The following is a 21,937-nucleotide window of genomic DNA, read 5'->3' on the forward strand; positions in this document are numbered from 1 at the left end:
GACCCGGAGGCGCAACCGTGCACAAGCACTTCAACGGGTTGAAGACGGCCGTGCTGCTCGGCGGGATGAGCGCGCTGATCGTGCTGGTCAGCAGCTTGTTCGGGCGAACGGCACTGGTCATCGGCCTGGTGCTGGCCTTGGGCGTGAACGCCTACGCGTACTTCAACTCGGACAAGCTCGCGCTGCGGGCGATGCGGGCGCGGCCCGTGTCGCAGGTGGAGCAGCCCGTGCTCTTCGCGATCGTGCGGGAACTGTCGCAGAAAGCCCGCCAGCCCATGCCCAGGCTGTACCTGAGCCCGACGGTGGCCCCCAACGCGTTCGCGACGGGCCGCAACCCGCGCAACGCCGCCGTGTGCTGCACCACGGGCATTCTCGACCTGCTCGACGAACGCGAACTGCGCGCCGTGCTCGGCCACGAGCTCGCGCACGTCTACAACCGCGACATCCTGATCAGCTGCGTGGCCGGCGCGCTGGCCGGCGTGATCACGATGCTCGCGAACCTGGCCCTGTTCGCCGGGATCTTCGGCGGCAGCGACGACGACGAGGGCCCCGGCCCGCTCGGCCTGCTGCTGATCGCGTTGCTCGGCCCGGTCGCGGCCACCGTCGTGCGCCTGGCCGTGAGCCGTTCCCGCGAGTTCCAGGCCGACCAGGCCGGCGCCGAGCTCACCGGCGACCCGCTGGCGCTGGCCTCGGCGCTGCGCAAGATCGAGCAGGGGACGCGGGCGGCGCCGCTCGCACCGGAGCCGGAGGTGGTGTCGCAGAGCCACCTGATGATCGCGAACCCGTTCCGCTCCGGGGAGCAGTTCGCGAAGTGGTTCTCGACCCACCCGCCGATCGCCGACCGCATCCGCAGGCTCGAGGAGATGGCCCGGCGCTAGCGGACCGCCTGCGCCACGGCCATGAGGTACTCGCCGTACCCGGACTTGCCGAGCTTCGCGCCGAGCGCGTAGCACTCCTGCGCGGAGATGAAGCCCATGCGCAGTGCGATCTCCTCGGGACACGCGATGCGCACTCCGGTCCGGTGCTCCAGCACCTGCACGAACTGCGCGGCCTCGAGCATCGAGTCGTGCGTGCCGGTGTCGAGCCACGCGAAGCCGCGGCTGAGGTCGACCAGGTGCGCACGACCCTCGCGCAGGTACGCGAGGTTGACGTCGGTGATCTCCAGCTCGCCGCGCGGCGAAGGCTTGAGGCCGCGCGCGATGTCCACGACGCCGTTGTCGTAGAAGTAGAGCCCGGTGATCGCCCGGTTCGACTTCGGCTGCTTCGGCTTCTCCTCGATGGACAGCAGCTTCCCGGTCGCGTCGACCTCGCCCACGCCGTACCGCTCGGGGTCCTTCACCTGGTACCCGAACAGCACGCACCCGTCCAAAGTGGACGCGTGGTGCTGCAGCGTCGTGGAGAAGCCCTGGCCGTAGAAGATGTTGTCGCCCAGCACCAGCGCCACGTCGTCGTCCCCGACGAAGCCGGCGCCGATGACGAACGCCTCCGCGAGCCCGTTCGGCGCGGCCTGCTCCGCGTACTCGAACGACATGCCCCACTGCGACCCGTCGCCGAGCAACCGCCGGAACAGCGGTAAGTCGACCGGCGTGGAGATGATCAGCACTTCCCGGATGCCGGCCAGCATGAGCACCGACAGCGGGTAGTAGATCATCGGCTTGTCGTACACCGGCAGCAGCTGCTTGGAGACGGCCTGCGTGATCGGGTGCAGGCGCGTCCCGCTGCCACCGGCGAGGACGATTCCCTTCACCGGTAGTTGGTGAACTGGAGGGCGATGCCGAAGTCGGAGCCCTTGAGCAGCGCGATGACCTCCTGCAGGTGGTCCTTCTTCTTGCCCGACACCCGCAGCTGGTCGCCCTGGATCTGCGCCTGGACGCCCTTGGGCGCCTCCTCGCGGATCTTCTTGGCGATCTCCTTGGCCTTCTCGGAAGTGATGCCCTGCACGAGGTTCCCCGTGACCTTGAACACCTTTCCGGTCACAGCAGGCTCGCCCACCTCGAACGCCTTCATCGAGATGTTGCGCTTGACCAGCTTCTCCTGGAAGACGTCGATCGCCGCCTTGCAGCGCTCCTCGGTCTCCGAGGTGAAGGTGATCGCCTCCTCGCCGGCCCAGGCCACTGTGGTGCCGGTCCCGCGGAAGTCGAAGCGGGTGCTCAGCTCCTTGGCCGCCTGGTTGAGCGCGTTGTCGACCTCCTGCCGGTCCACCTTGCTCACCACGTCGAACGACGGGTCCGCCACGACTTCACTCCTCCACGATCTCGGGGTCACAGCCAGCGTCGATGCTACTGGGGTACCCCGATTTGGGGCCTCCCGAAGGGGTTATGTATTGTTCTGCCCGCACCGTTACGACGGTGTGGGGCGGGTTGCCCGAGCGGCCAATGGGAGCGGACTGTAAATCCGTCGCGAAAGCTACAGAGGTTCGAATCCTCTACCCGCCACAGCAAAAGGTCCCTGTGACCAGCGCGAGCTGAGTCACAGGGACCTTTCTGTCGTGTGCGGTCGATTCCGGCGTTCTCCGACTCCGCATTGACCGCTCACGTCACGCGGAAGACCGGCCAGCCGATCTCGGTGCGCCACTCGGCGGGATCGCTCGAGTCACGAGGGCCGACGACGTAGACCTCCCGCACCGGCCCGGCCACCGACATCGCGTTCTCCACCACCCAGGTCCCCAGTGCGCCGTACGTGACCTCGATGCCGTCGTGCTCGCCGACGTGGGTGGTGACGGCCAGTTCCGCGGCCGGAAGAGTCGCGGGGTGCACGCGTCCGGTGCGAGGTGGCGTAGCGGTCGGCAGGTAGACGAGCGCGTGACCGCGCTCCTGTTCGAAGAGGGCGTTGTCGTAGTTGCCGCCCGGTGGTCCGGTCACGGCGGTGCCGACGGCCGCCTCCAACTCGGCCATCGCGCCCGCGTACCAGGTCGTGATGTCGTGGCTTGCGACCACGGCCTCCACCGCCGCGACGGTCCGGGCCGGCTCCGCGCGCAGCTCGACGTCGATCGGCGCGGGGTCGGGCCGGAGCAGGCGCCGCAACGACACGACCGCGGCCCGCGTGCGGTCGAGCACGTCTTCGAGGCGTTGCAGGTGGTCCGCGACCAGGCTCGCCCGGACGTCGGGGTCGGGGGTCCGCAGGATTCGCTGCACGTCGGCGAGCGGGACGTCGAGCTCGCGGAGCCGGTGGATCACCTGCGCGGTCGGGATCTGGTCGACGCCGTAGTAGCGGTAACCGGAGCTCTCGTCCACCACGGCGGGTTCCAGCAGGGCCGCCTCGTGGTACCGACGCAGGGTCCGCACGCTCAGGTGGGTCAGGCGCGAGAACTCCCCGATGGTCAACATCCGTTCATTGTGGACTCTCTCCCAGGGGGAGAGTCCACGGCTTGACCCTCCCGCGCCGTGAGGCCGCACGGTGGGCTCATGACACAGCACACCGACCTCCCGTCCGATCTGCTCCCGGCCACCGTGCGCGAGTTCGTCGCCGCCCACGTCGTCCACGACGCCGACACCGCCTCGTCGTTCCTCACCGAGGACGTGGTGGTCGTCGACCAGGACGAGACCTTCCGCGGCCAGGAGGAGGTCCGCGCGTTCCTGCGGGACGCCGGGTCCGAGTTCGAGTACACGACCGAGCAGATCGGTGCCCGCCGCGTCGACGACGCCCACTGGGTGGTGACCGTGCGGCTGGAGGGCACCTTCCCGGGTGGAGTCGCCGAGCTCGACTACCGGTTCGCGCTGCGGGACGACCTCGTCGCCGAACTCGTCATCGCCAACCACACGGCCTGACCGAACCGTGCCACACCGATCCTCAGTGGAGAAACAAATGTCTAGTTCACACCGCGATCGTCTCGACGGTCGCCGGGCACTGGTCACGGGCGGTTCGAAGGGCTCGGGCGAAGCCGTCGCGAAGAGGCTGCGGGAGATGGGCGCCGACGTCTACGTGACGGCGCGAACGATGCCCGACGGGTACGAGCACCCGGACCGGTTCATCGAAGCGGACCTGATGACGGTCGAAGGCACCGGCGCGGTGGCCGCTCGGATCGCTGAGGCCGGCGGCGCACTGGACATCCTGGTGCACGTCGTCGGGGGTGCGTCGACGCCTGCCGGTGGGTTCGCGGTCATCACCGACGACCAGTGGCTCACGGAGCTGAACCTCAACTTCCTCGGAGCGGTGCGGCTCGACCGCGCTCTTCTCCCGGCGATGGTCGAGTCCGGGGCGGGCGTGGTGCTGCACTTCACCTCCATCCAGCGTGAACTGCCCCAGTACGACGCGTCCCTGGCCTACGCGGCAGCGAAGGCCGCTCTGCGCACGTACAGCAAGGGACTCGCCAACGAGCTCGCGCCGCGCGGCGTGCGGGTCAACGCGATCAGCCCCGGCGGGATCGAGACCGAGGCCTACGAGAGGTTCGTGGACCGGATCGCCGAGGGCAACGGACTCACGCGTGAGGCGGCCAAGCAGACCATCTACGACTCCCTGGGAGGCGTGCCCCTGGGGCGGTTCGCGAAGACCGAGGAGATCGCGGACCTGGTCGGGTTCCTGGTCTCGGACCGCGCCTCGGCCATCGTGGGCGCCGAGTACGTGATCGACGGCGGGACCGTTCCGACCGTCTGAGCCAGGAGCCGGTTCCGGGCGGAGCCACTCACGAGCAACCAGCATGGAGAACACATGACCACGCAAGTCGCGGACCGGTCCTCCGCCCAGTCGGTCGGGCCGCCACCACCCTTCGACCCGGAGCTCGCTCCCGTCGTCGAGGTGCTGACCAGCCTGCGGCCCCCCGACGCCTACCGCGCGGACAACATCGTCGAGATGCGCGAGCCCGTCCCCGGTCGTGGTTCCTCATGCCGTGAGCTCGCAGGACGCCATCGCGGCTCGAGCGGCATGGCCGCGCCGTCAACTGGGGCGTGTTTCCCGGTGAGGCGCTGAGCCGGGCGCGTGACCCGTGATCAAGTGCCGGTTCGGGACCGGATCGCGGAACCGTGCCGGTAGGCTCCGCAGGACCAGGGCAACCGATGGGCCTCTGACCGACAAGGTCAGAGGCCCATCGTCGTACATCGGCTGTTGTTGCAGAGGGGGACGCTGTGCGCACGCAGATGGCAACGGAGGCGGGACGGACGACCGCGCCGAGCGAGGACCGGGCGCTCGTCGGGCCGAACCTGCTCGCCGTGCTCGACGGCGTGACGGCCAAGCCGGAGACCGGCTGCGAGCACGGCGTCGGCTGGTTCGCCGACCAGCTCTCCGCGGAGATCCTGCGCTTCGCCCACCTCGACCCGTCCGCGGCGCTCACCGAGGCCGTCCGGCAGGCCGCTGAGCTGCACTCCGGCACGTGCGACCTCGAGCACCCGGACTCGCCGAGCGTGGCGATCGCGGTGGTGCGGATCAAGGACGACGTGCTGCGGTACCTGGTGCTCGGCGACGCCACGGTGGTGGTCGACGGCCAGCGCGAGCTGCTCGTGGTGAGCGACACGCGGTCCCGGCGCACGGCCGGTCCCCGGGTCGCCGACGTCGAGCACGCGCTCACGGGTGAGGTGCCGCTGCGGGACGTGCGGAGGGTCGCGATCCTGTCCGACGGGGCGGCGCGGGCCGTGGACCTGTTCAACCTCTTCGACTGGCGTCAGGCGCTCGAGTTGATGGCGGCCAACGGGCCGGACGACCTCATCCGCAAAATGCGCGCTGTCGAAAAGGAAGACGCGAAGGCCGTGGAATGGCCGCGCGAGAAGATCTCCGACGACGCCACTGTCGTGTACTTCGACCGGTGACCCTCCGCGGCGCGGCCCGGCGGTCGGTAGCCCAGGCCCGTCCGGATGCGGCTCGCCGACGCCGAGGGGGAGATCCCGGAGTGGGCGGAACCACTGCCGCGCAAGGCTTAGTGCCGAGGCGCCGGCTCCACCCCACGACGGCGCGCGATCGCCCGCATGTTCTCCTCGCCCCAGTCGCCCAACGGCAGCAAGGCCTCGTTCAGCCGCACGCCGAGTGACGTCAGCGAGTACTCGACGCGCGGCGGGACCTCGTGGAACACCTCGCGGTGCACGATCTCGTCCGCCTCCATCTCGCGCAGCACCTGGATGAGCATCTTCTCGCTGATACCGGACACGGACCGCCGCAGCTCGCCCGTGCGCATCGGGCCGTGGTGCAGCGCCCAGAGGATCAGGGCCTTCCAGCGGCCGCCGATGACGTCGATCGCCGCGTCGAGTCCGCAGGCGTAACTTCGTGGCTTCATCAGGATCCTTACCAAAAGGTGAGTACCTGACAAAATAGTAGGTACTTGTCGAGAAGTCAGTGCCGGAACGAGCATTTCCGGCATGGGGACCAAGAAGACCGTGAGCGTGCTCGGCCTGGGACGGATGGGTGGCGCGCTCGCCAGAGCCCTCGTCGACAAGGGCTACGAGGTGACCGTGTGGAACCGGTCCGAGGACAAGCCGACGCCTCCGAACACCACGCGTGTCAGCACGCCGGAAGAGGCGTTCAAGAGCGACGTCGTCATCACGTGCCTGTCCACGTACGAAGCTCAGCAACCGTTGCTCACCAACGACATCAAGACGCTCGTCAACCTGACGTCCGGCACGCCGGAGCAGGCCAGGAACACCGCTCAGTGGGCCGAGTCCAACGGCGTCGAGTACGTGGACGGCGTGATCATGGCGGTGCCGCAGCAGATCGGCACGCCGCAGGCGCGGATCCTGTTCAGCGGCAACGAGAACCACTACGTGCTCGACGCGTTCGGCGAGCCGGTGCACGTGGGGGAGGACGCCGGACTGGCCGCGCTGTACGACCTGGCGCTCCTCGGACTCATGTGGGCCGCGTTCGGCGGCTACCTGCAGGCGGTCGCGTTGATGGGCAGCGCGGGCATCGCGCCCGAGAGGTTCACGCCGATGGCCGTGAGCTGGCTGAACGAGATGACCACCCTCCTGCCCGAGATGGGCGAGGAGACGCAGAGCAGGCAGTACGAGACCGAGGTGTCCGCACTGGACATCAACGTGGCCGGGCTGCGGATGCTCACCGAGGCCGGCCGGGAGCAGGGGCTCGACACCACCCTCCCGCAGGCCCTGCACGACCTGTTCGAACGCGCCCAGCGCAACGGCCACGGCGCACACAGCATCGCGAGTGTCATCGAGGAGATCCGGAAGTGAAGTACCTGGGCAAGAAGGCCGTCGTGACGGGCGGCACGCACGGCATGGGCCGTGCGACCGTGGAGATGCTCGTCGAGAACGGCGTCGACGTCGTGCTGACCGGCCGCACCGCGGAGCGGGCCGAGGGGCTCAAGGCCCACGCGGTCGCCTCCGACGCGACGGACCTCGGCGACATCGCCAGGCTCAGGTCCGAGGTGGCGCACCGGTTCCAGGACATCGACCTGCTGTTCGTCAACGTCGGCTTCTCCACCCTGACGCCGTTCGACCAGGCGAGCGAGGCCGACTACGACCGCACGTTCGACGTGAACACCAAGGGCGCGTTCTTCACCGCCCAGCACCTGGCGCCGCTGGTCAAGGAGGGCGGCTCGATCGTGTTCACGACGAGCGTCGCCACGGTTCTCGGCTCGCCGGGCCTGAGCGTCTACGCGGGGGCGAAGGCGGCGGTGCGGGCGTTCGCGCGAGGGCTCGCGGCCGAGCTGGCGCCGCGGAACGTCCGGGTCAACGTCGTCAGCCCCGGTTTCATCGACACGCCGTCGATGGGCGTCTCGGGTGTGCCGCGGGAGGTGCTCGAGCAGTTCAAGGAGGAGGGCGACCGCATCACGCCGCTCAAGCGCCACGGCACGATGGACGAGGTGGCGAGCGCCGTGCTGTTCCTCGCCTTCGAGGCCACCTTCACGACCGGTGCCGAGCTCGCGGTCGACGGCGGTCTCGGCCAGGGGGTCAGCGCGTAGGAAGATTTTCCGGAGAACCTGTCACACCTCCGTCGCCCGCCGGGTCGAGAGGGTGGAAGACGAAGAGACGACAGGGAGAACGAGGATGAGGATCGCCAACCCGATCATGTCCGTGCCCGGCGCGATGAAGGCACTGCTGGACCTGTCCGAGGCCGCGGCCGCCACGGGTCTCGACGGGAACTACGTGGAGCTGATCTGCCTGCGCGTCAGCATCATGAACGGCTGCGGCACGTGCATCGACTACCACACCAAGCTGCTGCGCAAGGCGAACGTGGCGGACGAGAAGGTCTACGCCGTCGCGGGGTGGCGGGACGTGCCGTACTACACCGACGCCGAGAAGGCCGGATTCGCTCTCGCGGAGCAGATCACGCGCGTGCACGTGAGCGACGACGTCTGGGACGAGGCGGCGAAGCACTACTCCGACGAACAACTCGCGGGTCTCGTGATCGCGATCGGCGCCATCAACTTCTGGAACCGGATGAACGTCGCAACCGGGCAGAAGGTCGCCTGAGAAAAGCGAGGCCGGCGCGCAAGAGCTTCCTCTCTCTTGCGTGCCGGCCTCAGCGCGCAGCATACCTCATGTCGAACAAATGTTCGATCATCAGGTGATCGGCGCGCCGGTCACCTGGCGGCGAGTGCCGCCCGGCCGTCGTCGGTCAGTTCCGCACCGACGCGCAGGCCGAAGCTCGTCGGCCGCGACGGTCGCAGCAGTCCCGCGTGCACGAGGTCGTGCGTCGCCATCTGGTCGCAGCAGGGGAGTCCGTCGACGTAGAGCTCGGGCTCTACGCCGCCTGTCACCTCGGCACGTCCTGCGGCGACAGCCCGCAGCATCGCCCTCGCTCTTCCGCTGAGTTCCATCTCGGCCCCCCAGGAGTGGTGTCCGAATCGCTTACCTCTTTGTCGAATTAGAGGCCGGATTCGTTCCACAAGTACGGGTTCGTCGGCTTCTTCCCTTGTGCGAACGGCTGGATCATGTCTCATTAGGCCGTTCGAGGAGCGCAGACACGCCGGGGGACGAGCGCAGCGCGGGGCGGCGGACCCACACCGTCCACCGGGGGCGGTAGCCGTGCGAGTACCAGAACGGCGTCGAGCACGGGTTCGGCAGGGCGTGGTGGAGCAGGGTCGACGCCACTCCGGCGCGGTCGAGGACGTCGTGCGCGTGTGCCGTTAGGACACTCCCGGCACCTGTGCCCCGTGCGTCCGGCCGAACACCCAGGTGCGCCAAGTACGCGAACGGCCGTGCGGAGGCGAACCGCTCCATCCACCCCGCGTGCTCCGGCATGTCGACGTAGAGCATGCCGACGGGCGTGTCGCCGTGGAGCGCGAGCCACATCGCCTCGTGGTCGCGGTCGAGCACATCGGCGAGCGCGGTCCTCAGGTGCTCCGCGGTGTTCGCGCGTTCGGTCACCATGCCGAACGCGGAGTCGTACCGGACCGTGTGCAGGTTCAGCTCGACCGCCACGTCCAGGTCGGCCCTCGTCGCCGGCCGCAGGCGCACCTCGGCCGGCCGCGGCGGCACCGGCGTCCCCGCGCGGCGCTCGGCGATCACGGTGAGCGGGGCGAAGCCGTGGCGGACCAGGGACGGGGCGGCGGCGACCTCGTGGCTCGGCACCGTCACGAGCGCGGCGGTGTCGGGGTCGTCGAGGCCCGTCAGCCGGGCCTCCCACTCGTCGAGCAACGCGGGCAGGTCGCAGCCCGGCTGCCAGGTCAGCCTGTGCGTGCGCAACGGTCCCCACGTCGCCGCCAAGGAGTCCGGACCGGTTTCGGTGAAGGAGAAGATCTCGGTCACGCCCCATCTGAGCATGGCAGGGTCGGCCGTGTGGAGATCTTCGTCGTGGATTCGTTCACCAGCAGGCCCTTCGCGGGCAACCCCGCCGGGGTCGTCCTCCTGACCGAGCCGCGCGACGACGCCTGGATGCAGCGGGTCGCCGCCGAGATGAAGCACGCCGAGACCGCGTTCGTCACCCCGGACAACCACCTCCGCTGGTTCACGCCGGAGGTCGAGGTGGACCTCTGCGGGCACGCCACGCTCGCCACCGCGTACGTGCTGGGCGGGGACCAGGAGTTCACCACGCGTAGCGGGGTGCTCACATGCGCAAACGACGATGGATGGGTGCGGATGGACTTCCCGGCGGACCCCCCAGAGTTGACTGACCCGCCAATCGGTCTAGCGGAAGCGCTGCCACATGCGACGATCAAGTCCGTGGCGCGCGGGCGCTTCGACTTCCTGGTGGAGCTGGAGAGCGCCGCGGAAGTCCGCTCCGTGCGACCCGACGTCCAAGGACTGGCACAAATCCAGTCACGCGGAGTGATCGTGACGGCCGTCGGCGACGGGGAGGCGGACATCGTCAGCCGGTGCTTCTACCCGGCCGTCGGCGTACCGGAGGACCCCGTCACCGGTTCGGCCCACTGCACGCTTGCGTCCTATTGGGTGCCTCGGCTCCAGCGCGCTGACCTGCTCGCAGAGCAGGCGTCGCCGCGCGGGGGCTTCGTCAGGGCGACCCTCGGCCAAGATCGCGTGCTGCTCGCGGGGCAGGCCGTGACGGTGCTCCGGGGACGCCTGAACGTCTAATCACGTCTGGGTGAATCGATGTCACCAAACGTGCTCGACCTGCCATTTCGTACCCCGAGAGGGGTACATTGGTGCCCCTGGAGGGGTCCTGATCGCGAAGTGCGGGACCCCTCAGTCACGCCCAGAGGTTCCCCCACAACCAGGCCGACGAGGAGGCTGGATGTCCGACCGAGCGTCGGCCCCCGTGTCGAACTCGGCCGCCTGGTCGGCCAAGTCGACCAACCGCGCGTTCAGCGCGTTCGCCGTCACCCTCCTGGTGGCCGGCGTCGTCTGCGCGGGCATGGTCGCGGCGTGGCTCCCGGAGAAGGAGAACACCTCCCTCTTCTGGATCGGCCCCCTGCTCGTCGTCGGCTTCCTGCTGGCGGAACAGCTCGCGATCAACGTCGACGTCCGCAGCGGCGTCGCGTGGACGATCTCCTTCACCGAGATCCCGCTGGTCCTGGGCCTGCTCGTCGCCCCGTTCGAGATAGTGCTCGCCGCGCACGTGGTCGCGGGCGTGGGCACGTTGCTCGGCAGGCGGATCCTCGACCGCGCCGTCTACAACGCGGGCCTGATGTTCATGGAGATCTCCGTGGCCTTCGCGGCCGCAGAGGCGGTGAACCGGATGATCGGCGCCGGTGGCCCGTTCTGGGCGGGCGCCTTCGTCGGCACGATCACCGTGCCGCTCCTCGCGAGCGTGCTCGGCCTCTGCGCGTTGCGCCTCATGGGCAAGTCGATGCGCGTGGGCAACAGCGTCCGTCTCGTGCTGCAGACGCTCGTCGTGGCGCTGCTGAACACCTCGGCCGGCCTCGTCGGCTTCCAGATCGTCTCCACCACCGAGTGGGGCGGCGTCCTCATCTTCCTGGTGCTCGCGGGCATCGTGGCCACCTACCTCGCCTACTCCGGGCTCCTGCGCGAGCAGCGCGACCTGGAGGCGTTGAGCGAGGTCAGCCTGCGCGTCGCGAGGTCGGGACAGCACGGCACCGGCCCCCGCCAGCCCGACGACGACCTCACGACGGGCGTCGAAGAGGACGAGTGGCAGCTCATCGCGGAACGCATCCGCGAGCAGCTCAACGCCAACAGGGTCGTGCTGCGCCTGCGCACCGACCCGCAGGAAGCCATGATCACCCTCGTCGCCGGCGAACCGCTGCCGGAGGAGATGACGGCGACGGACCCCCGTGCCGTGCGCGAGGACCCCGTTCTCCAGCTGCCCGGCACGCACGTCCGCTACTACCGCGTGGCCGACGCGACCGAGGACATCACCGAGGCCCTGCTGCGCCGCGACGCCCAGGAGGCGCTCGTCGTCCCGTTGCGCGGCGCCACCCAGCTGCTCGGCGCCGTCGAGGCCCACGACCGGCTGTCCCGCTGGCGCGGGTTCGGCAAGGCGGACATCCAGCTGCTGCGGACCCTGGCCTCGCACCTCGCGACGGCCGTCGACAACCGCCGCCTGCTCGCCAGGCTGCGCCACGACGCCTACCACGACCCGCTGACCGGCCTGCTGAACCGGCCGGGCTTCCGCGAGGCCTGCGCCGAGCCGTTGCGCGAGTCGCGCGGCGGAGTGGTGCTGCGCATAGACCTCGACATCCTCTCGACCGTGTCCGACGCGCTGGGCCAGGCCTGGGGCAACCGGATGGTGGTCGCGGCAGGACGCCGGCTGCGCGACGCCCTCGGCGCCGACGTGCCGCTCGCCCGCCTGGAGGGTGGCGCGTTCGCCGCCTACCTCGACGACGACCGCGCCGCCACGGTCCGCGAGACCGCCGAACGCCTGCGCGCCGGGCTGTCCGTGCCGTACCCGGTCGACCGGCTCACCGTCGAGGCCTCCGCGGTCGTCGGCTACGCGTCGAAGGCGGACTCCGAGACCGAGGACCCGGACCCCGACGTGTTGCTGCAGCGCGCGGACGTCGCCGTGCGCGCAACGTCCGAGGGCACGCCGGTGAAGGCCTACGCGCCGTCGATGGGCCACCTGTTCCTGCGCCGCTTCCAGCTCGTCACGCAGTTCCGCCAGGCCGTCGAGACCGGCCAGATCTCGGTGCACTACCAGCCGAAGGTCGCCCTGCCGTCACGTCAGGTCGTGGGCGCGGAGGCCCTGGTGCGCTGGACGCACCCGGAGTTCGGCCGCGTCGACCCGGACGAGTTCGTGCCGGCCGTCGAGGCCACCGGGCTCGTGGACGTGCTGACCGACTTCGTGATGGACCGGGCGCTGGAACGCGTGCGCCGCTGGCTCGACCGCGGCCTGCGCATGTCCATCGCGGTCAACCTCTCGGTCCGCACGCTGGGCGACGAGGACTTCCCGAACCGCGTCGAGGCCGCTCTGCGTCGCCACGACGTGCCGTCGGGACTGCTGACCTTCGAGCTCACCGAGTCGGGCGTCATGGCCGATCCCGAACGCGCCCTGCCGGTGCTGCGGCGCCTGCACGCGATCGGCGTCGTGCTGGCCGTCGACGACTTCGGCACCGGCTACTCGTCCCTGGCGTACCTGAGGCAGCTGCCGGTCGACGAGGTGAAGATCGACAAGTCGTTCGTGCTCGGGATGGGCACGGACCTCGGCGACATGGCCGTGGTCCGGTCGATCGTGGAGCTCGGCCACTCGCTCGGTTTGGTCGTGGTGGCCGAGGGCGTGGAAGACGACGCCGCTCGCGACCAGTTGGTCGGCATGGGCTGCGATGTCGCGCAGGGGTACCTGATCTCCCGGCCGCTGTCCGAGGACCGCTTCGAGGCCTGGCTGCGGGCGCGAACGGTCCAGGTCAGGGGTGCTCGGGATGAGACGGTGCTCACGCTGGTGCACTAAAGGCACCCCCGGATTTCGTTCTCGGTGGACGCGTGTTGTAGAGTTCTCCTCGCTCGGCAAGAACGAAAGAGCAAGCCCCTTTAGCTCAGTCGGCAGAGCGTCTCCATGGTAAGGAGAAGGTCTACGGTTCGATTCCGTAAAGGGGCTCCACGACTCGGCCGCAGTGCAGTGCGCTGCGGCTTCAGTTGTGTAAAGCGGTGTAGCTCAGTTGGTAGAGCAAGCGGCTCATAATCGCTGTGTCGCCGGTTCAAGTCCGGCCACCGCTACGTGAGTGGGTGAGGTGTGCTGGCGGAGAGCGCCAGCCGTCCTCACTCCGCCATGATTTTGGGGGCCGAGCCCCCATGCCCCCGGTACGCAGGTTCACCGGGAAGCATTGCCAGGGCAGCGTCTTGTTGCCCGCCCCGCCAGACGGTAAGCCCGGACTGGGTCCTACGGGGTCTCGTGTGCTCTCAGGAAGGCAAGGACCGTGGCTGCAACCGACGTACGCCCGAAGATCACCCTCGCGTGCGAGGAGTGCAAGCACCGGAACTACATCACCAGGAAGAACCGGCGCAACGACCCGGACCGCCTGGAGATCAAGAAGTTCTGCCCGAACTGCAAGACGCACCGCGCGCACAAGGAAACCCGCTGAGCGCGTAACAGCCTTCGACGAAGCCCGTCCCGCACGCCGGGGGCGGGCTTCGTCGTTTCTGTGGCGTTCGAGGAGCCCTATAGGCTGCTCAGGTGCCTCTCGACCCCGCTTTCACCGGACGTAGTTATCCGCCGTCGCAGCCGTACGACGTGAGCCGCGAGAAGATCCGCGAGTTCGCCGACGCGATCGGCGCGACCAGCCCGGCCTACCGCGACGCCGAAGCCGCGAAGGCGCTGGGGCACAGGGACGTCATCGCCCCGCCGACGTTCGCGATCGTCGTGTCGATGAAGACGAACGAGACGGTCATGTTCGACCCGGAGCTGCGGCTCGACTACAGCCGCGTCGTGCACGGCGACCAGAACTTCACCCACCACCGGCCCATCACCGCGGGCGACCAGCTCGTCTGCGTGGCGCACATCGACTCCATCACGTCCCGCATGGGCAACGACATGGTGACCGTGCGGACCGAGATCAGCACGGTCGACGGCGAGCTCGTCGCCACCGCCAAGTCGATGCTCGTCGTGAGGGGACAGGACGCATGACCGTCGAAGTGGGCACCGAGCTGCCGGCGCTGTCCGTGCGCCTCACGCGAGCCGACCTGGTGCGCTACGCGGGCGCCTCGCTGGACTTCAACCCCATCCACTGGAACGAGAAGACCGCGAAGGACGTCGGCCTCCCCGACGTCATCGCGCACGGCATGCTGACGATGGCCGTGGCGTCGCGGATCGTCGCCGAGTGGATCGGCGACCCCGGCGCGATCGTCGAGTACGGCTGCCGCTTCGGCCGGCCCGTCGTCGTGCCGAACGACGGAGAGGGCGCGCTGGTCGAGGTCACCGCGAAGGTCACCAAGGACTTCGAGGACGGAACTGTGAAGGTCAACATCAACGCGGCTTTTGACGGCAAGTCGGTGTTGACGGGCGCCTTCGCCCGCGTGCGCGTCGCGTGAACTTGTGATCAAGAACACCACCGGGTCACCCGGTCCGGTGGTGTTTGCCGTGCTCACGGGATGTCCGGACCCGCACGCGCCCTCAGTTGCACGACCCTGATTCGTGTTCTCGGCCGACGTGTGGGTAGGCTGTGCGACAGGCCGCTCGGCAGGTGATTGAGCGGTCTGGTTGGAATGGACGGGGCAGCCTCCCGTACACTTCCTGCTTGGCCAGGGGTTCCCGATCGGGAACCCGAAGGGGTGTAGCTCAACTGGCAGAGCAGCGGTCTCCAAAACCGCAGGTTGCAGGTTCAAGTCCTGTCGCCCCTGCTGTCGAAGCGTCATGGGTGGAGTGGAGGACGGCATGAGCGAGGGCCGCGAGCAGGACCAGCCGGAGGAGCGCGAAGGCGCTGTCCGGCCGTCCACTGCTGCGGCGCGACGTGAACGTCGTGCCTCCTCTCGCCCGGCCGCCCGCAAGGACGGCAGCAGCGCTGAGTCGAAGAAGAGCGTCCTCAAGGCCGACACCTCGGACGAGGACGTGAAGAAGGGTCGCCCGACCAAGACCCGTGAAGGGCTGGAGAAGCGTCCCTCGTTGATCGGGCGGATCTTCCGCTACATCCGCGAGGTCGTCAGCGAACTCCGCAAGGTGATCTGGCCGACGCGCAAGCAGTTGGTCACCTACACCGGCGTCGTGCTGGTGTTCGTGGTCTTCATGGTGGCGCTGGTGTGGGCTCTCGACCTCGGCTTCGGCGCGGCTGTTTTCGAGCTGTTCGGCTGAGCCGGACAGCTGCCGCTGCAACCAGGAAGCGAGATCCACAGTGAGCTCCGACAACGGCGTTGACGCCCAGGAGAAGACCGACCTCACCGACGACGAGGTGTCCGAGGACACCACCGCCGACGAGACGGTCGAGTCGGAGGCTGTGGACTCCGAGGACGTCGAAGACGCCGACGTCGAGGACTCGTCCGAAGAGGACGTGGACGTTCTCGCGATCGACGAGACCCCGATCGACGAAGAGGTCGCCGACCCCGCCGAAGAGCTGCGTCAGGCCCTGCGCCGCGCGCCCGGCGACTGGTACGTCGTGCACTCCTACGCCGGTTACGAGAACAAGGTCAAGGCGAACCTCGAGACTCGTATCCACACCCTCGACATGGAGGACTACATCTTCCAGGTCGAGGTGCCGACCGAAGAGGTCACCGAGATCAAGAACGGCCAGCGCAAGCTGGTGCAGCGCAAGGTGCTGCCCGGCTACATCCTGGTCCGCATGGAGCTCACCGACGCGTCCTGGAGCGCCGTCCGCAACACGCCGGGCGTCACCGGGTTCGTCGGAGCCACCTCGAAGCCCTCGCCCCTCACGATCGACGAGGTGCTGAAGTTCCTGCTCCCGCAGCAGGAGCAGAAGCCGGCCGAGGGCAAGAAGGCCGCCTCCACCAGCGCACCGAAGCCGACCATCGAGGTCGACTTCGAGGTCGGCGAGTCGGTCACCGTCATGGACGGCCCGTTCGCCACGCTGCCCGCCACGATCAGCGAGGTCAACGCGGACGGCCAGAAGCTGAAGGTCCTGGTGTCGATCTTCGGCCGGGAGACGCCGGTCGAGCTGTCGTTCAGCCAGGTCTCCAAGATCTGAGCGGTCTCCCTCCGGGACGACCGATCGGCCACGCTGCGGCTGGCAGGGCCGCGCGCGGACACCGCAATAACAGGAAGTACGGACAATGCCACCCAAGAAGAAGAAGCTGTCAGCGATCATCAAGCTGCAGATCAAGGCTGGTGCCGCCAACCCGGCGCCGCCCGTTGGTCCCGCGCTGGGTCAGCACGGCGTCAACATCATGGAGTTCTGCAAGGCCTACAACGCCGCGACCGAGTCGCAGCGCGGTCAGGTCGTGCCGGTCGAGATCTCCGTGTACGAAGACCGCTCGTTCGACTTCAAGCTCAAGACCCCGCCGGCCGCGCGACTCATCCTCGCCGCCGCGGGTGTCGACAAGGGCAGCGGCGAGCCGCACCGCGTCAAGGTCGCCAAGGTGACCATGGAGCAGGTGCGTCAGATCGCGCAGACCAAGATGGTCGACCTGAACGCGAACGACATCGACCAGGCCGCGAAGATCATCGCCGGCACCGCCCGTTCCATGGGCATCACGGTCGAAGGCTGACCACACCCTCTTTGAGCAAGCGTGGGAGAGCCGAGCGCGGCTCATTCACCACGAACTGATCCACGGTAAGGACAGAGTCATGAAGCGCAGCAAGGCCTACAAGGCCGCCGCCGAGCTGGTGGACCGGGAGCGGCTGTACTCGCCGCTGGAGGCCGCCAAGCTCGCCAAGGAAACGTCCAAGGTGAAGCTGGACGCGACCGTCGAGGTCGCGATTCGCCTCGGCGTCGACCCCCGCAAGGCCGACCAGATGGTCCGCGGCACCGTGAACCTGCCGCACGGTACGGGCAAGACCGCCCGCGTGATCGTCTTCGCGACCGGTGACAAGGCCGCCGAGGCCGAGGCCGCCGGTGCGGACGCGGTCGGCTCCGAGGACCTGATCGAGCGCATCCAGGGTGGCTGGCTCGACTTCGACGCCGCGATCGCGACCCCCGACCAGATGGCGAAGGTCGGCCGCATCGCCCGCATCCTCGGCCCGCGTGGCCTGATGCCGAACCCCAAGACCGGCACCGTGACCCCCGAGGTCACCAAGGCCGTCAACGACATCAAGGGCGGAAAGATCAACTTCCGCGTTGACAAGCAGGCCAACCTGCACTTCGTCATCGGCAAGGTGTCGTTCGACTCCGAGAAGCTGGTCGAGAACTACGCGGCCGCGCTGGACGAGGTGCTCCGCGCCAAGCCGTCCGCGGCCAAGGGCCGGTACGTCAAGAAGGTCACCGTCTCCACGACGATGGGCCCTGGCATCCCGGTCGACCCGAACCGCACCCGCAACCTGCTGGTGGACGAGGCCTGAGCCTCTCCGGTTCGAGCTTGACCCCGTGAAAGGCCCCCGGTTCGCCGGGGGCCTTTTCGCTGTTCAGCGCCGGAACGCCTGCCGGTGGTCGCTGGGGGACCTCCCCACCTGCTTCAGGAAGTGGTGGCGCAGGTTGTTGGCCGTGCCGATGCCGCTCAGCGCCGCGATCTTCTCCATCGGCAGGTCGGTCGACTCCAGCAGGACCTGCGCCCTGGTGATGCGTTCGCCCAGCAGCCACTGCAGCGGCGTCGTGCCGGTGGTGGCGTGGAGCCTGCGGTAGAACGTCCGGGGGCTCATCCCCGCCTTGCGGGCGAGGTCCTCGATCGTCAGCGGCTCGTCGAGGCGGGCGCGGGCCCAGTCGAGCACCGGCGCCAGGCCGTGGGCGTCACTGGTGGGGACGGACAGGTCGACGAACTGCCCGAGGTGACCGGGGCGGTGTCCCGGCACGACCATCCGGCGGGCCAACTGGTTCGCGACGTGGGCGCCGAGGTCGCGGCGGACGAGGTGCAGGCACACGTCGAGACCCGCGGACATGCCCGCGCTGGTCAGCACGTCACCCTCGTCGACGTAGAGCTGGGAGTCGTCGACGTGGATCTTCGGATAGCGCTCGGCCAGCAGTGCCGTGTGCATCCAGTGCGCGGTGGCCCTCTTGCCGTCCAGCAGGCCGGCCTCGGCCAGGGCGTACGCGCCGACGCACGCCGACACGATCCGTGCGCCGTTGTCGTGAGCCGCGCGCAAGGCCGCGACCAGGTCGGGCGGTACTGGCGCGTTGTCCTCGATTACCTCGTCCGGCACCCACGACACGATGACGGTGTCCGCGCGCACGGTGTCCTCAAGCCCGTGCGTGCTGTGCAGGGTGAAGCTCGGAGTGGTAGTGCCGGTGCGGTTTCCGGTGCCGCACAACCACAACTCGTACCAGGGGTCGGCGAGATCGGGCTGGGGCGTGCCGAAGACGGCGGCGGGGATGCCCAGTTCGTAGAGGTCGGCGACGCCGAAGTCGCCGGGGACGATCAGGGCGACGGAACCAGCGCTCATGCCCGCCAGCCTATGGCAGGAATTTGGTGAAAGGGGTCATTCCGGTCACTGGTCGAGGTGATCACCTCTGGCGAAGCTGGAGCCATGACATCTGAAGCGATCACCGTGCTGGGACTGGGCAATCTGGGACGCGCGCTGGCCGAGGCGTTCCTGCGGGGCGGGCACTCGGTCACCGTGTGGAACCGTTCCGCCGCAAAGGCTTCCGAGCTCGCGGTGGGCGGAGCGGTGGTGGCGCCGACGGTCGCCGAGGCGGTGGCGTCCGCCGACCTCGTGGTCGTCGCCGTGCTCGACCACCCGGCGGCGCGGGAGGTGCTGCGCGGGGCGGACGTGCGTGGGCGGGCGCTGGTGAACGTCACCTCCGGCACCCCGGAGGAGGCGCGCGAGATGGCCCGCTGGGCGGCGGAGCAGGGGGCCGAGTACCTGCACGGCGCCGTGTACGCCGTGCCGCAGACGATCGGCACCGCCGAGTCGTCCATCAACTACAGCGGTTCCTCCGCGGTGCCCGCCCGGTGGCGGGAAGTGTTGGGGCTGCTGGGAAAGGTCACGTTGCTCGGGGACGACGCCGGACGCGCGTCCGGGTACGACGTGGCGATCCTGTCCGCGATGTACGGGTTGCTCGGCGGCTTCCTGCACGCGGCGGCGCTGGCCCGGTCGGGCGGGATCAGGGTCGCCGAGCTCACGCCGGTGTTGCTGTCGTGGCTGGCTGATCTGCAGCCCGCGCTGGTCACGTTCGCCGACGAGATCGACAGCGGGAGCTACGCCGCGGGGGAGTCGAGCCTCGCGATGAACCAGACGGGACTGGGCATGCTCCTGCGGGCCGCGCGAGCGCAGGGCGTTCCGTTCGCCGCGCTCGAGTCGGTCAAGGAGCTGGTCGACCGGCAGGTCGCCGAGGGGCACGGCACGGACAGCTTCGCCCGTGCCGTCGAGTCTTTCGAGGCGTCACAACGGTTCGCGGGCCGCGAGTAGGAACACCGGCGGCGCGGCGAGACCGCCGCGGGATTCGTGACGTGCTTCAACGCGCGGTCCGTCTTCGAACGGCAGCGCGTGGCGTGCCCGCAGCCCGGGTCCAGGACGCCCCGACCGGGCCTCGGGTCGAGCAGGTCGAGCAGCTGCCGCTCGTAGTCGCCCGCGACCGCGGCGACGGTGTTCCCGCACGCGACCTTGTCAGGGCTGGGCACCCCCGGTGCGATCAACCACAGGTGCTGGGGTTCCAGTCGGTGATGACCCAGCCGGCGTTGACCTTCTCGACGACGAACGAGCCGAGCCGCGGGCCGCCCTCGACGGTCAGGGCGCAGGAGTCGATGGTGACCTCGGTGGAGGTCGGGGTTTTCAGCATGTCCGGCGGGAACATGACCTGCTGGTACCTGTCGACGCTGGTCACCTGGGCCTTCAGCGTCTTGACCGCCGCCGCGCAATCGCTTGCGCCGTAGGCGTTCGCGAACTTCTGGCGGGTGTCGTCGCGCAGGAACAGCGTGCAGGCGCGGGTCGTGTCCGCGAACGAGACGTGCTTGTAGAACATGCCGACCGTGCCCTGCAGACCCGCCGGAGCCGAGAGGCCCTGGGCGGGGCCGGTGACGCCGCCGCTGTCCTGGGCGATGTCGCCGGGGTCGTCGACGCCGAAGAAGTGGTTGTAGGCCCACATCGCCGAGAAGACGACGAGCAGGAAGAACAGCGCGCGCCAGAAGATGCGGCTGCCGAGCACGACGAGCCACCAGCGCTTGCCGCCGGGCTGCTGCGGGACCTGCGGTGCCTGGCCCGTCGCCTCCTGGTAGCGCTGGAACTCCTGGAAGCGCTGGAACTCCTGGAACTGCCGCAGCTGCTCCGGGTCGATCTGCGGCGCGGGGTGCTGCGGCACGGGTTGCTGCGGCATCGGGGGCTGCGGCGTGGGCGGCTGGCGGGGCGCGAGGTCCTTGCCGGGCTCGTCGGTCACACGTCACATCATGCCGATTTGGTCCACCGCTACACAGTCGAGTACTGTTTTCGATGGTTCTACCGAAGACCGCAGGTTGTCTCCGCAAGGAGAACGAAGGCCCCGTTGCAACACGGGCGGCCCGCGCAGGGAGGACGAGGCAAAGCTTTGTGTGACGCCCCGTGCTGCTTGTGCGCGTGGGCGTTTTTGTTGTTTCGGGACCTTCTCCAGTCTGTGGTCTAACCCAGCCCAGAGAGGAGGCGATCATGGCGAAGCCCAGCAAGGTTACGGCGGTCGCTGAGCTCGCGGACCAGTTCCGCAGCAGCTCGGCAGCGGTTGTCACCGAGTACCGTGGCCTCTCCATGGCGCAGCTCACCACGCTGCGTCGCGCTCTCGGCGCGGGCACCAAGTACACCGTCGCGAAGAACACGCTGGTCAAGCTGGCCGCTGCGGACGCCGGCGTCGAGGGCCTCGAGGCCTTCCTGTCCGGTCCGACCGCCATCGCGTTCGTCGAGGGCGAGCCCGTCGACGCCGCCAAGGCGATCCGCGACTTCGCGAAGGACAACAAGGCCCTGGTCATCAAGGGCGGCTACATGGATGGCCGCCCGCTCTCGGTCGACGAGGTCACCGCTATCGCGGACCTCGAAAGCCGTGAGGTGCTGCTCGCGAAGCTCGCGGGCGCGATGAAGGGCAACCTGGCCAAGGCCGCGGGTCTGTTCAACGCCCCGGCTTCCCAGGTCGCTCGCCTGGCTGCTGCCCTGCAGGAGAAGAAGGCCGCCGCGGCTCCCGCCGCCGAGGCCGACGCTCCCGCCGAAAGCTGATCACCCGAAGACACGCCCGGCGCTTTCGCGCGGGAGATTAGAAAGGACCGCCGATCATGGCGAAGCTCAGCACCGAAGAGCTGCTCGACGCTTTCAAGGAGATGACCCTCCTGGAGCTGTCCGAGTTCGTGAAGCAGTTCGAGGAGACCTTCGAGGTCACCGCCGCGGCGCCCGTCGCCGTTGCCGCCGCTGCCGGCCCCGCCGGTGGCGCTGCTGCCGAGGTCGAGGAGCAGACGGACTTCAACGTCGTCCTCGAGTCGGCCGGCGACAAGAAGATCCAGGTCATCAAGGTCGTCCGCGAGGTCGTCTCCGGCCTGGGTCTGAAGGAGGCCAAGGAGCTCGTCGAGTCCGCTCCGAAGGCGATCCTCGAGGGCGTGGCCAAGGACGTCGCCGACGCCGCCAAGGAGAAGCTCGAGGCTGCCGGCGCCAAGATCACCCTCAAGTGATCTGAGGCCCCTGCGGGGGCCTGCGCTCTGCCTTGCAGTGCCTGAACGGGCGTGCACCC

Annotated in this window: 28 protein-coding genes and 4 tRNA genes; 24 read left to right on the forward strand and 8 right to left on the reverse strand. The window is 68.9% G+C overall.

Annotation, left to right across the window (positions count from 1 at the left end; all coding sequences use genetic code 11):
- Positions 1-17: 17 nt before the first annotated feature.
- Positions 18-878: a zinc metalloprotease HtpX gene (gene htpX / locus BLQ91_RS00915; RefSeq protein WP_090094659.1), complete on the forward strand. Its 861-nt coding sequence runs from the start codon at positions 18-20 to the stop codon at positions 876-878.
- Here the strand turns inward: htpX and rfbA are convergent.
- Positions 875-1,747, reverse strand: coding sequence for a glucose-1-phosphate thymidylyltransferase RfbA (gene rfbA, locus BLQ91_RS00920; RefSeq protein WP_090094660.1), 873 nt, complete (start codon positions 1,745-1,747; stop codon positions 875-877). The genes htpX and rfbA overlap by 4 nt on opposite strands.
- Positions 1,744-2,235, reverse strand: coding sequence for a YajQ family cyclic di-GMP-binding protein (locus tag BLQ91_RS00925; protein ID WP_090094661.1), 492 nt, complete (start codon positions 2,233-2,235; stop codon positions 1,744-1,746). Before BLQ91_RS00925 ends, rfbA begins: the two co-directional genes overlap by 4 nt.
- A gap of 119 nt (positions 2,236-2,354) precedes the next feature.
- On the opposite strand from BLQ91_RS00925, the gene BLQ91_RS00930 reads away from it, so the two are divergent.
- A tRNA-Tyr gene (locus BLQ91_RS00930) sits at positions 2,355-2,435 on the forward strand.
- 96 nt (positions 2,436-2,531) lie between these two features.
- Here the strand turns inward: BLQ91_RS00930 and BLQ91_RS00935 are convergent.
- Positions 2,532-3,326 carry a MerR family transcriptional regulator gene (locus BLQ91_RS00935; RefSeq protein WP_090094662.1) on the reverse strand — a complete coding sequence of 265 codons (795 nt, stop codon included), beginning with the start codon at positions 3,324-3,326 and terminating at the stop codon, positions 2,532-2,534.
- Positions 3,327-3,404: 78 nt separating this feature from the next.
- Here BLQ91_RS00935 and BLQ91_RS00940 point away from each other — a divergent pair, with 78 nt between their 5' ends.
- The 4 genes from BLQ91_RS00940 (at position 3,405) to BLQ91_RS00955 (ending at position 5,738) form a co-directional block, all read left to right on the forward strand.
- Positions 3,405-3,767 carry a nuclear transport factor 2 family protein gene (locus BLQ91_RS00940; protein ID WP_090094663.1) on the forward strand — a complete coding sequence of 121 codons (363 nt, stop codon included), beginning with the start codon at positions 3,405-3,407 and terminating at the stop codon, positions 3,765-3,767.
- Positions 3,768-3,804: 37 nt separating this feature from the next.
- Positions 3,805-4,593, forward strand: a complete 789-nt coding sequence (locus tag BLQ91_RS00945) for an SDR family oxidoreductase (protein WP_090094664.1) — start codon at positions 3,805-3,807, stop codon at positions 4,591-4,593.
- A gap of 54 nt (positions 4,594-4,647) precedes the next feature.
- Positions 4,648-4,905, forward strand: a complete 258-nt coding sequence (locus tag BLQ91_RS41970) for a hypothetical protein (protein ID WP_090094665.1) — start codon at positions 4,648-4,650, stop codon at positions 4,903-4,905.
- 155 nt (positions 4,906-5,060) lie between these two features.
- On the forward strand, positions 5,061-5,738 hold the full coding sequence (locus BLQ91_RS00955) for a protein phosphatase 2C domain-containing protein (RefSeq protein ID WP_090094666.1): 678 nt from the start codon (positions 5,061-5,063) through the stop codon (positions 5,736-5,738).
- 107 nt (positions 5,739-5,845) lie between these two features.
- On the opposite strand, the gene BLQ91_RS00960 is transcribed toward BLQ91_RS00955, so the two are convergent.
- Positions 5,846-6,199 (reverse strand): winged helix-turn-helix transcriptional regulator, encoded by a 354-nt coding sequence (locus BLQ91_RS00960; protein WP_090094667.1) that lies wholly within the window; start codon positions 6,197-6,199, stop codon positions 5,846-5,848.
- An 82-nt stretch (positions 6,200-6,281) separates the two neighbouring features.
- Here BLQ91_RS00960 and BLQ91_RS00965 point away from each other — a divergent pair, with 82 nt between their 5' ends.
- The 3 genes from BLQ91_RS00965 to BLQ91_RS00975 all read left to right on the forward strand — a co-directional run bounded on the left by BLQ91_RS00965 (position 6,282) and on the right by BLQ91_RS00975 (position 8,348).
- Positions 6,282-7,106 carry an NAD(P)-dependent oxidoreductase gene (locus BLQ91_RS00965; RefSeq protein WP_245732926.1) on the forward strand — a complete coding sequence of 275 codons (825 nt, stop codon included), beginning with the start codon at positions 6,282-6,284 and terminating at the stop codon, positions 7,104-7,106.
- A complete protein-coding gene (locus tag BLQ91_RS00970; protein ID WP_090094668.1) occupies positions 7,103-7,837 on the forward strand; it encodes an SDR family NAD(P)-dependent oxidoreductase in 735 nt (244 codons plus the stop codon). Before BLQ91_RS00965 ends, BLQ91_RS00970 begins: the two co-directional genes overlap by 4 nt.
- 85 nt (positions 7,838-7,922) lie before the next feature.
- Entirely contained in the window at positions 7,923-8,348 is a 426-nt protein-coding gene (locus BLQ91_RS00975) for a carboxymuconolactone decarboxylase family protein (RefSeq protein ID WP_090094669.1), read from the forward strand.
- A gap of 110 nt (positions 8,349-8,458) precedes the next feature.
- On the opposite strand, the gene BLQ91_RS00980 is transcribed toward BLQ91_RS00975, so the two are convergent.
- A complete protein-coding gene (locus BLQ91_RS00980) occupies positions 8,459-8,668 on the reverse strand; it encodes a hypothetical protein (protein WP_245732927.1) in 210 nt (69 codons plus the stop codon).
- Positions 8,669-8,807: 139 nt separating this feature from the next.
- A complete protein-coding gene (locus tag BLQ91_RS00985) occupies positions 8,808-9,626 on the reverse strand; it encodes a GNAT family N-acetyltransferase (RefSeq protein WP_176959519.1) in 819 nt (272 codons plus the stop codon).
- A 30-nt stretch (positions 9,627-9,656) separates the two neighbouring features.
- Here BLQ91_RS00985 and BLQ91_RS00990 point away from each other — a divergent pair, with 30 nt between their 5' ends.
- The 12 genes from BLQ91_RS00990 (at position 9,657) to rplA (ending at position 17,667) form a co-directional block, all read left to right on the forward strand.
- On the forward strand, positions 9,657-10,409 hold the full coding sequence (locus tag BLQ91_RS00990; protein ID WP_090094672.1) for a PhzF family phenazine biosynthesis protein: 753 nt from the start codon (positions 9,657-9,659) through the stop codon (positions 10,407-10,409).
- A 160-nt stretch (positions 10,410-10,569) separates the two neighbouring features.
- A complete protein-coding gene (locus tag BLQ91_RS00995) occupies positions 10,570-13,176 on the forward strand; it encodes a putative bifunctional diguanylate cyclase/phosphodiesterase (RefSeq protein WP_090094673.1) in 2,607 nt (868 codons plus the stop codon).
- Between the two features lie 74 nt (positions 13,177-13,250).
- Positions 13,251-13,326 (forward strand) — tRNA-Thr (locus BLQ91_RS01000).
- Positions 13,327-13,369: 43 nt separating this feature from the next.
- A tRNA-Met gene (locus BLQ91_RS01005) sits at positions 13,370-13,442 on the forward strand.
- 200 nt (positions 13,443-13,642) lie between these two features.
- Positions 13,643-13,807 carry a 50S ribosomal protein L33 gene (rpmG, locus tag BLQ91_RS01010; protein ID WP_015105301.1) on the forward strand — a complete coding sequence of 55 codons (165 nt, stop codon included), beginning with the start codon at positions 13,643-13,645 and terminating at the stop codon, positions 13,805-13,807.
- Between the two features lie 92 nt (positions 13,808-13,899).
- Complete coding sequence (locus tag BLQ91_RS01015) at positions 13,900-14,349, forward strand: MaoC family dehydratase N-terminal domain-containing protein (RefSeq protein ID WP_090094674.1); 450 nt, start codon at positions 13,900-13,902, stop codon at positions 14,347-14,349.
- Positions 14,346-14,753, forward strand: a complete 408-nt coding sequence (locus tag BLQ91_RS01020) for a MaoC/PaaZ C-terminal domain-containing protein (protein WP_090094675.1) — start codon at positions 14,346-14,348, stop codon at positions 14,751-14,753. The genes BLQ91_RS01015 and BLQ91_RS01020 overlap by 4 nt, the downstream gene beginning before the upstream one ends.
- A 236-nt stretch (positions 14,754-14,989) precedes the next feature.
- Positions 14,990-15,062: transfer RNA gene (locus tag BLQ91_RS01025), tRNA-Trp, on the forward strand.
- A gap of 34 nt (positions 15,063-15,096) precedes the next feature.
- Positions 15,097-15,510, forward strand: coding sequence for a preprotein translocase subunit SecE (gene secE / locus BLQ91_RS01030; RefSeq protein WP_176959520.1), 414 nt, complete (start codon positions 15,097-15,099; stop codon positions 15,508-15,510).
- A 40-nt stretch (positions 15,511-15,550) separates the two neighbouring features.
- The gene (gene nusG, locus BLQ91_RS01035; RefSeq protein WP_090094677.1) at positions 15,551-16,357 is read left to right on the forward strand and encodes a transcription termination/antitermination protein NusG; all 807 of its coding nucleotides are present in this window, start codon (positions 15,551-15,553) and stop codon (positions 16,355-16,357) included.
- 85 nt (positions 16,358-16,442) lie between these two features.
- Entirely contained in the window at positions 16,443-16,877 is a 435-nt protein-coding gene (gene rplK, locus BLQ91_RS01040; protein ID WP_065915943.1) for a 50S ribosomal protein L11, read from the forward strand.
- A gap of 79 nt (positions 16,878-16,956) precedes the next feature.
- Positions 16,957-17,667, forward strand: a complete 711-nt coding sequence (gene rplA / locus BLQ91_RS01045) for a 50S ribosomal protein L1 (protein ID WP_090094678.1) — start codon at positions 16,957-16,959, stop codon at positions 17,665-17,667.
- Between the two features lie 63 nt (positions 17,668-17,730).
- Here rplA and BLQ91_RS01050 read toward each other — a convergent pair whose 3' ends face one another.
- On the reverse strand, positions 17,731-18,702 hold the full coding sequence (locus tag BLQ91_RS01050; RefSeq protein WP_090094679.1) for a GlxA family transcriptional regulator: 972 nt from the start codon (positions 18,700-18,702) through the stop codon (positions 17,731-17,733).
- Positions 18,703-18,786: 84 nt separating this feature from the next.
- Here BLQ91_RS01050 and BLQ91_RS01055 point away from each other — a divergent pair, with 84 nt between their 5' ends.
- On the forward strand, positions 18,787-19,668 hold the full coding sequence (locus BLQ91_RS01055) for an NAD(P)-dependent oxidoreductase (protein ID WP_090094680.1): 882 nt from the start codon (positions 18,787-18,789) through the stop codon (positions 19,666-19,668).
- A gap of 223 nt (positions 19,669-19,891) precedes the next feature.
- On the opposite strand, the gene BLQ91_RS01060 is transcribed toward BLQ91_RS01055, so the two are convergent.
- Positions 19,892-20,632, reverse strand: a complete 741-nt coding sequence (locus BLQ91_RS01060) for a hypothetical protein (protein ID WP_090094681.1) — start codon at positions 20,630-20,632, stop codon at positions 19,892-19,894.
- Positions 20,633-20,877: 245 nt separating this feature from the next.
- Here BLQ91_RS01060 and rplJ point away from each other — a divergent pair, with 245 nt between their 5' ends.
- Both rplJ and rplL read left to right on the forward strand, forming a co-directional pair.
- Positions 20,878-21,432, forward strand: coding sequence for a 50S ribosomal protein L10 (gene rplJ / locus BLQ91_RS01065; protein WP_090094682.1), 555 nt, complete (start codon positions 20,878-20,880; stop codon positions 21,430-21,432).
- A gap of 56 nt (positions 21,433-21,488) precedes the next feature.
- Positions 21,489-21,878, forward strand: a complete 390-nt coding sequence (rplL, locus tag BLQ91_RS01070) for a 50S ribosomal protein L7/L12 (protein ID WP_090094683.1) — start codon at positions 21,489-21,491, stop codon at positions 21,876-21,878.
- Positions 21,879-21,937 lie beyond the last annotated feature (59 nt).

Origin of the sequence: Lentzea jiangxiensis (assembly GCF_900104175.1) — a bacterium.
Taxonomy (GTDB): domain Bacteria; phylum Actinomycetota; class Actinomycetes; order Mycobacteriales; family Pseudonocardiaceae; genus Lentzea; species Lentzea jiangxiensis.